Origin of the sequence: Sutterella sp. (assembly GCF_030539355.1) — a bacterium.
Classification (GTDB): Bacteria; Pseudomonadota; Gammaproteobacteria; order Burkholderiales; family Burkholderiaceae_F; genus Sutterella.
Genome location: NZ_JAUNSF010000100.1, coordinates 1 through 11,107, shown reverse-complemented (window position 1 = coordinate 11,107; position 11,107 = coordinate 1). Strand labels below are relative to the sequence as shown.

At 67.0% G+C, this 11,107-nt stretch carries 10 protein-coding genes and 1 tRNA gene; 3 read left to right on the top strand and 8 right to left on the bottom strand.

Annotated elements, in window-relative coordinates; genetic code table 11:
- Positions 1-120 precede the first annotated feature (120 nt).
- Together Q4F91_RS11160 and Q4F91_RS11155 are read left to right on the top strand one after the other, a co-directional pair.
- On the top strand, positions 121-1,665 hold the full coding sequence (locus Q4F91_RS11160; protein ID WP_303337718.1) for a M23 family metallopeptidase: 1,545 nt from the start codon (positions 121-123) through the stop codon (positions 1,663-1,665).
- A gap of 3 nt (positions 1,666-1,668) precedes the next feature.
- Positions 1,669-2,790 carry an anhydro-N-acetylmuramic acid kinase gene (locus tag Q4F91_RS11155; RefSeq protein ID WP_303337715.1) on the top strand — a complete coding sequence of 374 codons (1,122 nt, stop codon included), beginning with the start codon at positions 1,669-1,671 and terminating at the stop codon, positions 2,788-2,790.
- A gap of 106 nt (positions 2,791-2,896) precedes the next feature.
- Here the strand turns inward: Q4F91_RS11155 and erpA are convergent, their stop codons facing one another.
- From erpA to Q4F91_RS11120, 7 genes are all read right to left on the bottom strand, one after another.
- Positions 2,897-3,229, bottom strand: coding sequence for an iron-sulfur cluster insertion protein ErpA (gene erpA, locus Q4F91_RS11150; protein ID WP_303337720.1), 333 nt, complete (start codon positions 3,227-3,229; stop codon positions 2,897-2,899).
- Between the two features lie 347 nt (positions 3,230-3,576).
- Positions 3,577-3,969 (bottom strand): 30S ribosomal protein S9, encoded by a 393-nt coding sequence (gene rpsI / locus Q4F91_RS11145; RefSeq protein ID WP_303337713.1) that lies wholly within the window; start codon positions 3,967-3,969, stop codon positions 3,577-3,579.
- A 15-nt stretch (positions 3,970-3,984) separates the two neighbouring features.
- Entirely contained in the window at positions 3,985-4,413 is a 429-nt protein-coding gene (gene rplM, locus Q4F91_RS11140; RefSeq protein WP_303337711.1) for a 50S ribosomal protein L13, read from the bottom strand.
- A gap of 310 nt (positions 4,414-4,723) precedes the next feature.
- The gene (locus Q4F91_RS11135) at positions 4,724-5,335 is read right to left on the bottom strand and encodes a MarC family protein (RefSeq protein WP_303337708.1); all 612 of its coding nucleotides are present in this window, start codon (positions 5,333-5,335) and stop codon (positions 4,724-4,726) included.
- 110 nt (positions 5,336-5,445) lie between these two features.
- On the bottom strand, positions 5,446-7,410 hold the full coding sequence (locus Q4F91_RS11130) for a glycerol-3-phosphate dehydrogenase/oxidase (RefSeq protein ID WP_303337707.1): 1,965 nt from the start codon (positions 7,408-7,410) through the stop codon (positions 5,446-5,448).
- An 11-nt stretch (positions 7,411-7,421) separates the two neighbouring features.
- On the bottom strand, positions 7,422-8,909 hold the full coding sequence (glpK, locus tag Q4F91_RS11125; protein ID WP_303337705.1) for a glycerol kinase GlpK: 1,488 nt from the start codon (positions 8,907-8,909) through the stop codon (positions 7,422-7,424).
- Between the two features lie 203 nt (positions 8,910-9,112).
- The gene (locus Q4F91_RS11120) at positions 9,113-9,820 is read right to left on the bottom strand and encodes a hypothetical protein (protein ID WP_303337703.1); all 708 of its coding nucleotides are present in this window, start codon (positions 9,818-9,820) and stop codon (positions 9,113-9,115) included.
- 697 nt (positions 9,821-10,517) lie between these two features.
- Between Q4F91_RS11120 and Q4F91_RS11115 the strand changes: the two genes are divergently transcribed.
- Positions 10,518-10,817, top strand: a complete 300-nt coding sequence (locus Q4F91_RS11115; RefSeq protein ID WP_303337701.1) for an HPF/RaiA family ribosome-associated protein — start codon at positions 10,518-10,520, stop codon at positions 10,815-10,817.
- A gap of 209 nt (positions 10,818-11,026) precedes the next feature.
- On the opposite strand, the gene Q4F91_RS11110 is transcribed toward Q4F91_RS11115, so the two are convergent.
- Positions 11,027-11,102: transfer RNA gene (locus Q4F91_RS11110), tRNA-Ala, on the bottom strand.
- Positions 11,103-11,107 lie beyond the last annotated feature (5 nt).

Genomic DNA, 11,107 nt, shown 5'->3' with positions numbered 1-11,107 from the left:
CGCCAATTCGCCGTCCTGCCGTCCGCGGCTTTTCCGGTCCGCGGCTACTTTAGCATGATGCCGCCGCAAAGGCTTAAAATATTGGATTTGCGTGATTTTCTTTCTCGAGGCCATTGATCAATGACGGCTCCATCCATCGCCGCCGGCGCGCTCTCCGAACTCGGACGCACGGCTCTCATCTGTGCCCGCGCCTGGGCGGTCCGACTCGGCCTTCGCCCTGACGAGACCAAGCCCCGCGCCATCGCCGTCGGCCTCTTCACCCTCGGCACCGGCCTCTCGATGGGACTGCTGCTCCTTGCCGGTCCGACGCTCGTGACGGACACCGTGCGCGCGCAGACGCTCACGATCGAGGCCCAGACGCCGGACCTCTCGAGCGAAATCGCCTCGCTCGCCCGCATCGGCGCCTACACGCCGAAGCACTACGACGTCGCCCCCGGCGACACGCTGCTCTCGGTCTTCGCGCACCTCGGCATCCATGACAGCCAGGCGCTCGCCTACGTCGACGAGGTCCCGCAGCTGAAGCCCTTCCTCGCGCTCCAGCCGGGCCAGCACATCGCGAGCGGCGTCGGCGCCTCGGGCGAGCTCGAGTACCTGCGCCTCTACCTCGAGGGCTCCCGCTCCACGGAAGCGAAGACGATCGAGCTCTCGCGCATCGGCCGCGAGCTCGTCTCCGACGTCCTGCCCTTCACCTTCGCCACGATGGAGACCCTCGTCTCCGGCACGGCCGCCGAGGGCCTCACCGCCACGGCGAAGTCGCTCAGCATCCCGGACAACGTCGCCGACCAGCTCCTCGAGGTCTGGGACGGCGCCGACGACCCGACCCGCGCGCTCGCCGCGGGCTCCACGGTCCGCCTGATTTACGAAAAGAAGTACGCCGACGGCCGCTTCGTGAAGAACGGGCAGCTGCTGGCCGCGCAGATCATCTCGCCCGACAAGACCGTCCACGAGGCCTTCTGGTTCTCGGACGGCGAGAAGGCGGGCAGCTTCTATACGCTCGACGGCCGTTCGGCCTCGCAGACGTTCCTGCGCGTGCCGCTCGACATCAAGGACGTGAGCAGCGAGTTCGCGCCTCTGCGCCGCCACCCGGTCACCGGGCAGCTCCGCCCCCACAACGGCACCGACCTGCGCGCCCCGCAGGGCTCGCGCATCCTCGCCGCCGCCGACGGGCGCGTCACGCGCGTCGCCTTCGAGCGCCGCGGCTACGGCAACTACGTTCAGATCGACCACGGCCTCGGCCGCACGACGCTCTACGCGCACATGCAGCGCGTGCAGAAGGGCATCCGCCCGGGCGTGCTCGTGAAGAAGGGGCAACTGATCGGCCTCGTCGGCCGCACGGGCCTCGCCACCGGTCCGCACCTGCACTATGAGCTCATGATCGACGGCGTGCAGATCAATCCCGCCACCGCCGACCTCCCCGACACCGAGAACCTCTCCGCGTACCAGCTCGCGCAGCTGCGCAGCCTCGCGCAGCCCCTGCAGTCGCTCTTCGAGGACGCAGCGAAGAAGGAGGGCCTGCCCTCGCCCGAGAAGCTCCTCGCCGAGTCGCGCGCCCGTGCGGAGACCGAGGAAGCCGACGCCGCGAAGGATCCCGCCGACCGCGTGCGCCTGCGCCCGGTCTCGATGGACATCAAGGCGAGCCCGGTGCAGTTGGGCGGAGCGAAGTAATCCATGCTCACCATCGGGCTCATGACGGGAACGAGTCTCGACGGCGCCGACGCCGTCGCGATGCGCTTCCCGTCAGGCGGCCGGCCCGTGCGCATCGGCAGCAGCTCGGTCGACATGCCCGAGGCGCTCGGCCGTGAGCTCCGGGCGCTCGCCACCGGCACCGACAACGAAATTGAACGCATGGGCGACGCCTCCGTCGCCCTTGCGCGTCTTTACGCGCGCGTCACCGAGAAGCTCATCGCCGAGACGGGCATCGAGCGCGACCAGGTCGCCGCGCTCGGCGTCCACGGCCAGACGATCCGGCACCGTCCGGAGCGCGGCTTCACGATCCAGCTCAATCACCCGGCGCTCTTGGCCGAGATGACCGGCATCCCCGTGATCGCCGACTTCCGCAGCCGCGACGTCGCCGCGGGCGGCGAGGGCGCGCCCCTCGTGCCCGCCTTCCACGCGCGGATCTTCACGGGCGACGAGCCCGTCGCGGTCCTGAACCTCGGCGGCATCGCCAACCTCACGCTGCTCCCGCCCCACGGCGCCGACGAGGGCGCCTCGCCCGTGCTCGGCTTCGACACAGGCCCCGGGAACACGCTCCTCGACCACTGGATGCTCTCGCGCACGGGCGTGCCCTGCGACCGCTTCGGCCTCACGGCCTCGAAGGGCCGTGTCGACGAGGAACTCCTCGCGCGCATGCTCGAGGACCCCTACTTCAGCGCCCCGCCCCCGAAGTCCACGGGCCGCGAGCGCTTCTCGCCCGCCTGGCTCACGGAGAAGCTCGTCGTGCCGGCGCGCTACTCGACCGAGGACGTCGCCGCGACGCTCACCGAGCTCACCGCCCGCACGGTGACCGACGCGCTCGCGCGGTTCCAGAAGGGCTGCACGATGGTCTACACCTGCGGCGGCGGGACGCTCAACCCCTTCCTCGTCTCGCGCCTCAGGCACAACCTCCGCGCCCGCACGCACGTGCGCTCGGTGCTCGACACCCGCGCCTTCGGGCTCGACCCGATGGAGGTCGAGGGCGCCGCCTTCGCCTGGCTCGCCCACCGCTATCTCAACGGGCTCGCCGGGAACCTCCCGGCGGTCACGCACGCCGCGGGCCCGCGCATCCTCGGCGCACTCTACCCGGCCTGATCCCTTCGGCCGGACACGGACGAACAAAAAGCCGCGTCAGTTCTCAGACTGCGCGGCTTTTGCTCATTCCGGGGCTCCCGGGACCCGAGAGCCTGATCGCGAAAGACTAGACGCTGAAGGAGGACCCGCAGCCGCAGGTCGTCACGGCATTCGGATTGTCGATCACGAACTGCTCGCCCGAGAGACCTTCCTTGTAGTCGATCTTGGCGCCGACGAGGTACTGGTAGCTCATCGAGTCGATGAGGAGCGTCACGCCGCCCTTCTCCATCACCGCGTCATCGGCGTTCTGGGTTTCGTCAAACGTGAAGCCGTACTGGAAGCCGGCGCAGCCGCCGCCCTGGACAAACACGCGCAGCTTGAGCGCGGGATTGCCTTCCTCCTCCATGAGGGTCCTCACCTTCTCGACGGCGGCGTCGGTGAAGGTGATGGGATCGGGCATCAGCTCAGGGACTTCCTGGGCCTGGGTCTCGGACGCCGTCGTGGTCGCTTCGGTCATCGTGAATGTTTCCTGTTGTTCGTGTGCCGGCCCGCTGCGGGACGTTCCCCGGCGGGGCGCACCAATTTTTTCCTGAGGCGATACATGCTACAGCAGGCGCGGAAAAACGCAAGGGGAAACCCTCGGGTTTTACGCAACCGATCGCATCGGGACTGCGTCCGGAAGAGGTCGGACGCAATAAAAGAAAACCGCCCGTTCGACCTCTCGGAAGAGGCATCTCGGGCGGTCTTTCTTCTCCGGCGGGGAAACCCGTGGGGATCTCCCCGGAGGATGCGTTCTGAGGAAGCGGATTAGCGCTTCGAGAACTGCTTCGCGCGGCGGGCCTTGCGGAGGCCGACCTTCTTACGCTCGACTTCGCGGGCATCGCGGGTGACGAGGCCGGCGTTCGAGAGAACCGACTTGAGGCCCTCGTCGTAGTCGATCAGAGCGCGGGTGATGCCGTGACGGACGGCGCCGGCCTGACCGGACTCGCCACCGCCGGTGACGTTCACCATGATGTCAAACGTCTCGACGTTCTCGGTGAGCTGGAGGGGCTGCATGACGATCATGCGGCCGGTCTCGCGCTGGAAGTACTGGTCGAGCGGGCGGCCGTTGATAACGATCTTGCCCTCACCGCGCTTGATGAACACGCGGGCGACGGAGCTCTTGCGACGGCCAGTGCCGTAGTTGTAGTTGCCGATCATCTTATGTAGCCTCGATTAGAGATCCAGAACCTTGGGCTGCTGAGCAGTGTGCGGGTGCTCGGCGCCGGCGTAGATCTTGAGCTTCTTGATCATCGCGTAGCCGAGGGGGCCCTTCGGAAGCATGCCCTTGACGGCGATTTCCAGGGCACGGCCCGGGTGCTTCGCCTGCATGTCGCGGAAGGTCGTCTCATAGATGCCGCCGGGGTAGCCGGTGTGACGGTAGTACGTCTTCTTCGTCGCCTTTTCAGCGGAGAGGACGAGCTTGTCAGCGTTGATCACGACGATGAAATCGCCGGTGTCGACGTGCGGAGTGAATTCGGGCTTGTGCTTGCCGCGCAGGCGGAGCGCGATCTCGCTGGCCAGACGGCCGAGCACCTTATCACTGGCATCGACCACGAACCAGTCGCGCTTAACCTCAAGCGGCTTGGCCGAGAAGGTCTTCATTGCGTTCACCTAATGGTTGCTTGTGAGAGAAGTCCCCGCCCGGAAACATGCTTCGGATGGCGCCTCGGCATCGTTCCCTTTGACTGGGCCTGAGCTCTTCCCTCAGATATTGGATTCATGCGGCCGCGGGCGGAATCAGTCACGCCGCGCCGGTCGCGGTTATTCGTTTTCTCGACTGTGAGAGGCCTTCCGGGCAGTGCCAGTGGAAACCGTGGATGTGGGGTAAGCAATCCGCCCGACCTTTTCAGTCAAGGTTGCGGATTTTACTCAATCAGAAAAGTCATGTCCACTCGGGAAGGTCTTTTTTTCTTCAGCCGCCGAGCGCCGGGAGGTTCCCGAGGTAGCTCGAGAGCCCCGAGAGGAACATCTGCGTGGCCATCATCGCGAGGAGCAGCCCCGTGAGGCGCTCGATCGCGAGCGTGAGCTTCTCGCCCATGTGGCGCTCGAGCCAGTCGGCGGACGCGAGCACGACGAAGCAGACCGCGCAGGTGATCACCACCGTCGCGCCCCACTCCCAGAGGCGGTCGGGCTCGCTCGCCGCGAGCATCATGATGGTCGCGAGAGTCGAGGGACCGGCGAGCGCGGGGATGGCGAGCGGCACGATGTAGGGCTCCCCGCCCGGCGTGTCGCCGAAGACGCCTTCCTTCGAGGGGAAGACCATGCGGATCGCCATCAGCATGACGATCACCGAGCCGCCGATCGAGAGCGCGGCGTCCGAGAGCCCGATCGCGGCAAGGAAGGGTTTGCCGAAGAACATCGCGAGCAGCAGCATCACCATCGCGATGCAGCACTCGCGGAAGAGCACTCTGACGCGCCGGCTGTTCGGGACGGTCTTCATCACCGAGAGCGTGATCGGGATGTTGCCGAAGGGGTCGGCCATCAGCAGCATCAGCGTGAGGCCGCCGAGGAAACTGTATTCCATAGTTTTCACTACCCTCAAAAAATTCGGGTCCCCGGCCTGCTGGGAAGCCGGGAACCCGATTGTGATCATTTTCAGCGGCGGCTCATCGCCGCCCTGACGGCTGGATTATCTCACTTCGCGGCCTTCCTGCCCTTCCTCGGATGACGCTCCGGGGCGGGAGCCTCCTCCTCGGCGGGGAGCTCTGCGGCGGCGGCCTCGGCGACGGCCTCGACGGCCGCGGCCATCTGGCTGGGATCGATCTCGGCCGGCTTCTCCTCAGCCTTCTCCTCGACCTTTTCCTCGGGCTTCACTTCCTCGGCGGGAGCCGGGGCTTCCTCAGCGGGAGCGGGCTCGGGCGCCGGTTCAGCGGCGACCTCGGCGGCGGGCTCGGCAGGAGCCTCCTCAGCCTTCGGGGCCTCCTCGGCGACAGGCTCGGCAGGCGCAGCCTCGGCGGGCTTCTCCTCGGCCGGAGCGGCCTCGGGGGCGGGAGCGGCTTCAGCGGCAGGTTCCTCAGCCTTCGGCGCCTCTTCGGCGGCCGGCGCGGGCGCGGCCTCGGGGGCCGGGGCCGGCTCGGCAGCGGGTTCCGGAGCCGGAGCGGGCTCGGGCGCGGTGAGGGGCTCGAGCTCATAGGGCTCGCCCGCCATCGCGGCGGCGACGATCGGCATGAGCTTCTCGGTGCGCGCGGCGTCCATCTGACCGAGGCGCAGACGGCGGAAGAGCACGTCCTCGGCGGTGCGGGCGCCCTCGTTGTCGCGGCAGTAGAGCGCGTAGGCGACCACCTCGGCGCCGGCGTCCGGGCCCGAGGCCGCGGCGATCTCGATCTTCTCGGGGTCGAAGCGCTCGTCGTTGACGATCGGGAGCGTCTTCGTCACGCAGAGGCGGCCGGGCACGAGGTGACGGATCGTCGCCTCGAACATGGCGTCCTCGGCCATGCGGCGGTAGGAGGTCCACTTGCCGCCGGCGACCGTGATCATGTTGCCGAACTCGGGGAGCACGGCGTGCTCGCGCGAGGCCTTGGCGGTCGACCCGCCGTCGGGCGAGCGCAGGAGGGGCCTCAGGCCCGCGAACGCGGCGCGGACGTCCGAGCGCGAGATGGGCTTGGCGAGATAGCCCGCCGCGGTCTCAAGGAGGAAGCTGATCTCCTCCTCGGTCGCCTGCGGGTTCATGTCGGGCTCGCGCTGCTCGACGTCGGTCGTGCCGATGATCGTCATGCCGTGCCAGGGGATGCAGAAGAGCACGCGGCCGTCACGGGTCTTCGGAATGAGCATGCCCGCGTCGCCCGGCAGGAACGAGCGGTCGACCAAGATGTGCGAGCCGCGCGAGCAGCGCACGATCGAGCGCGCGTCCGGGTCCACCATGCGGCGGATCGAATCGGTCCAGACGCCCGTGCAGTTGAAGACCATGCGCGTGCGGATGCGGTAGCTCTCGCCCGTCTCCTTGTCGGTCGCGGTGACGGACTGGATGAGGCCGCCCGTGCGCTCGATCGCGGTGACGGGGAAGTAGTTGAGCGCAGCGGCGCCGTGCTGGCAGGCGGTGCGCACGAGCGCAATGCCGAGGCGCGCGTCGTCGAACTGGCCGTCATAGAACTCGACGCCGCCCGTGAGACCGTCGGTCTTCACGCCGGGCAGGCGCCTCGCGGCCTCGTCGGCCTTCATCGAGCGCGTGCGGCCGATCTGGGCCTTGCCGGCCATCGCGGCGTAGATGCCGAGGCCGACGGTGAAGTACTCGCGCTCCCACTTCTCGAAGCACGGCAGCACGAAGGGCTCGGCGTGCACGAGGTGCGGGGCGTTCTCAATGAGGCGCTTCCTTTCCTGGAGCGCCTCGGCGACGAGCCCCCAGTCGCGTGGGTTCTTCATGTAGCGCACGCCGCCGTGAATGAGCTTCGTCGAGCGCGACGAGGTGCCGGCGACGAAGTCCTGGGCGTCAAGGAGGAGCGTCGTGAGGCCGCGGCTCGCGGCGTCTACCGCTATGCCGGCGCCCGTGGCGCCGCCGCCGATGATGACGACGTCCCACATGGGGTCGGCCTTGATGCGCTCGATCGCCCCGGCCCTGTCGATGGGCTTGAGAGCGGCGGTGGTGTTGGTCTGGTCTGTCATTTGTTTTTTCCTCAGCTCCACTTGCGGGCACGGCCGACGGCCCTCGCCCATTGATTCATTCGTGATTGTCTTTCGTCGGCGCTCATCGCGGGCTCGAAGGTCCGCTCCGCGCGCCAGAGCGACGCGATCTCATCGGTGCCCGACCAGATCCCGACGGCGATGCCGGCGAGATATGCCGCGCCCGTGGCGGTCGTCTCCGTCTGGCTCGTGCGCACCACGGGAATGCCCGTGATGTCGGCCTGAAACTGCATCAGCAGGTCGTTGCGGCAGGCGCCGCCGTCGGCGCGGATCTCCGCGACCGGATGCACGGCGTCACGCGCCATGGCCTCGACCACCTCGGCGCTCTGGAAGGCGATCGCCTCCACGGCCGCACGTGCAATGTGAGCACGAGTCGTGCCGCGGGTGAGGCCGAGAATCGCGCCGCGCGCCTGCGGGTCCCAGTGCGGGGCGCCGAGACCGGTGAAGGCGGGCACGAAGTAGACGCCCGCGGTGTCATCGACCGTGCGGGCGAGCCCCTCGATCTCGTTCGACTTCTTTATGAACCCCATCTGGTCGCGCAGCCACTGCACGACGGCGCCCGCGATGAAGACGCTTCCCTCGAGCGCATAGACGGGAGCGGCGTCGCCGATCCGGTAGGCCGCGGTGCTGATGAGGCGCGAAACGCTCGAGCGGAGCTCGGTCCCCGTGTTCATCAGCAGGAACCCGCCCGTGCCGTAGGTGTTCTTCACCATGCCGGGTCTGAAGCACGCTTCGCCGAAGGTGGCGGCCTGCTGGTCGCCCGCGATGCCCGCGACCGGTATCGCCGCGCCGAACCACTCGGGGTCGGTGTATCCGACGATGCCGGAGCTCGGGACGATTTTCGGGAGCATCGTGCGCGGCACGCGGAAGATGTCGAGCAGCTCGTCATCCCACTGCCCGAAGCGGAGGTCGCAGAGGAGCGTCCTCGACGCGTTCGTCACGTCGGTCGCGTGCACCGCGCCCTTCGTGAGGTTCCAGAGCAGCCACGTGTCGATCGTGCCGAAGAGGAGCTCGCCCTTCTCGGCGCGGGCGCGCGCGCCCGGCACGTGGTCGAGGATCCACTCGATCTTCGTCGCGGAAAAGTAGGGGTCGAGCCTCAGGCCCGTCTTCGCGCAGATGAGGGGCTCGAGTCCCGCGGCCTCGCGGGCCTCGGTCTCCTTCGTCGTGCGCCGGTCCTGCCAGACGATCGCCGGAGCGACGGGGATCCCGGTCGCACGGTCCCAGACGACGGTCGTCTCGCGCTGGTTCGTGATCGCCACGGCGGCGACGTCGGCCCCCGTGAGGCCGGCCTTCGCGAGGCACTCGCGGCCGCAGGCGAGCTGCGTGGCCCAGATCTCGAGCGCGTCATGCTCGACGAATCCCGGCTCGGGATAGTGCTGGGTGAACTCGCGCTGCGCGAGCGCGCGCACCTCGCCCGACGCATCAAAGAGGAGCGCCCGCGAACTGGAGGTTCCCTGGTCGAGTGCGAGGATGTAAGGCATGGAGGCATCACCCATAAAGCAAAAGGGCCCCGGAGAAAAATCCGGAGCCCTTGTGAGTGAGGCTCAGATGCAGGATCCGGTTCTCCGTCAGACTTCCCATTTTATTTGGGTTGTCATAGATCGGCCTTAAGAAGCCCGCCCGGCGAGGGAGCGTTCACCGGGGGAGCCGACCGGACGGAGCGGATTCCGCTTCGAGGAGGAAATTACTTCTCCTCGGGGGCCTTCTCTTCCTCGGCGTCAGCCTCGGCCTCGCCCTCCTCGGCGTCCTCGAACTCGTCGGCGGCCTCGCCGTATTCCGACTCCTCGACATCGTCCTCCTCGACGTCGCCGCCGTAGATCTGGGCGGCGGTCTCGGGAGCGAGGTCCTCGGCGGCGGGCTTGACGCCGTCAAGGTTCACGGCGCGGGTGGCGTCGATCAGCAGGCGCAGGGCCTTGTTGACGGCCTCGGGGCTGCCGAAGAAGTCGGCGATGTCGCTGTCGATCTTGACGATCGCGTTGCGGGCGAACTCGGAGCGGTCGGCGTAGCGGCGCGTGTCGTAGGCGCGGGCGCGCGGGCCCGAGCGGACGCCGTAGTCGTCACGGCGGTTGTTGTAGCGGCGGTCGCCCTGGTTGTAGCGGGGACGGTCACCGTAGGAGCGGCGCTCGCCGTTCCACTGGCGGTCGCCGTAGGGCTTGCGGTCGCCGAACTCGCGGCGGTCGGAGCGCTCGAAGCGGTCATTGCGGTCATAACGGGGGCGGTCACCGTAGTCACGGCGCTCGCCGTAGGGCTTGCGGTCGCCGAAGTCACGGCGGTCCGAGCGGTCGTTGCGGTCATAACGGTCAAAGCGGTCAAAGCGGCCGCCGCGGCGGTCGCCGCCGTTCTCGTCATCAAAGGCGCGCTGCGGCGCGTTGTTCCAGAACTTGCGTTCCATGGTCATTACTCTCTTGATAAATGAAAGATTTAAGTTCGGACTCCGTTCCGCCCGCTCAACCGGTGCATATGGTCCGACCGGAGGGCGTGCTCTTCCAGACATGCGTCCGGAGTCACATCAGGGTGCTTCTCTTGGGGTAAAGGGTGGTGTCAGGCTGGAGGAGGATTTCTCGTTTCTGTCTAGTGATGATTTCGTGCCGCGGTCCGCTCCTAAATGCTCCCGAGGGGACCGGGGAGGTGATGACGCTTCGGCGCTTTTTCTCGCCGCGTCTCCCGTTGCCGCGCTCCCGGGCGTTCACCCGGAGGGGCTTCTTCTTACATGACTTGATGATCAATCGGATGCTCCGGTCCTTCTGTGGTGCGGAATCCGGAGCCGCTTCTCTTCGCTTTCAAACTGTCCAACAAACTCTCCCTGGAGCGGCTTTTTCATGTGATGCGGGCATGTCAGCCGCACCGCTCCGGAAGGCGGTGCGTATTTTAGCGGATCGCGCGCGGCGGGCGCGGCTTTTTGCATGAGGTTACGACTTGGGGCAAAGCCTCGCGTGCGAAACATGCGTCAGAGCGGCCGAAAAAGGCTAAACTTCTCAGTGAGGATTCATCGGAAGTGAAAGGGCAACTCTTTCAAGAATTTCCCCGGAGCCTCCGACGGACTTCTGTCAAAACCAAACAGCAGAGAACAACAAAAAAGCGAGGTTCCTATGGCTGCTCAGATCATCTTTCATGGCATCAACCGCTCCCCGGCCGTCGAAACAGCCGTGAATGAGAAGCTTGCCGCTCTCACGAAGTTCGACAACCAGCTCGGGCCCTGCAAGGTGACGGTCACCCAGGAAGGTCATCAGACGATGGGCGCGTTCACGATCCGCATCGACCTGCCGGTGGCGGGCCGCAACCTGATCGTCACGCGCACCAACCAGGACGTCATGGCGGCGATCAACGAAGCCTTCGACACCATCCGCCGCGGCGTGGTCGAAGAGGCTGACAAGCGTCGTCAGCGCTGATCCGGCGCACAAGGGAAGCGCGCCTCATCCTCCGGCGGAAACGGAGCGTCTCCCTGAAACAGTCGGCCGCAGGCCGCGTTTCCTCACGGAAGTGAAACGCGCCTGAGGCCGATTTTTTTGTCCCCGGGTTTCGTGCGCCCGGGCGGTTCAGGACGCGCAGGCGAGAAAAAAGCCTGCTCGGACGGACCGAACAGGCTTTCTGAAAATTCTGGTGGAGGATAGCGGGATCGAACCGCTGACCTCTTGCATGCCATGCAAGCGCTCTCCCAGCTGAGCTAATCCCCCGGAAT

Coding starts and splice junctions, on each gene's coding strand:
- Q4F91_RS11160 (WP_303337718.1), top strand. CDS start 121: ATGACGGCTCCATCCATCGCCGCCGGCGCGCTCTCCGAACTCGGACGC.
- Q4F91_RS11155 (WP_303337715.1), top strand. CDS start 1,669: ATGCTCACCATCGGGCTCATGACGGGAACGAGTCTCGACGGCGCCGAC.
- erpA (WP_303337720.1), bottom strand. CDS start 3,229: ATGCCCGATCCCATCACCTTCACCGACGCCGCCGTCGAGAAGGTGAGG.
- rpsI (WP_303337713.1), bottom strand. CDS start 3,969: ATGATCGGCAACTACAACTACGGCACTGGCCGTCGCAAGAGCTCCGTC.
- rplM (WP_303337711.1), bottom strand. CDS start 4,413: ATGAAGACCTTCTCGGCCAAGCCGCTTGAGGTTAAGCGCGACTGGTTC.
- Q4F91_RS11135 (WP_303337708.1), bottom strand. CDS start 5,335: ATGGAATACAGTTTCCTCGGCGGCCTCACGCTGATGCTGCTGATGGCC.
- Q4F91_RS11130 (WP_303337707.1), bottom strand. CDS start 7,410: ATGACAGACCAGACCAACACCACCGCCGCTCTCAAGCCCATCGACAGG.
- glpK (WP_303337705.1), bottom strand. CDS start 8,909: ATGCCTTACATCCTCGCACTCGACCAGGGAACCTCCAGTTCGCGGGCG.
- Q4F91_RS11120 (WP_303337703.1), bottom strand. CDS start 9,820: ATGGAACGCAAGTTCTGGAACAACGCGCCGCAGCGCGCCTTTGATGAC.
- Q4F91_RS11115 (WP_303337701.1), top strand. CDS start 10,518: ATGGCTGCTCAGATCATCTTTCATGGCATCAACCGCTCCCCGGCCGTC.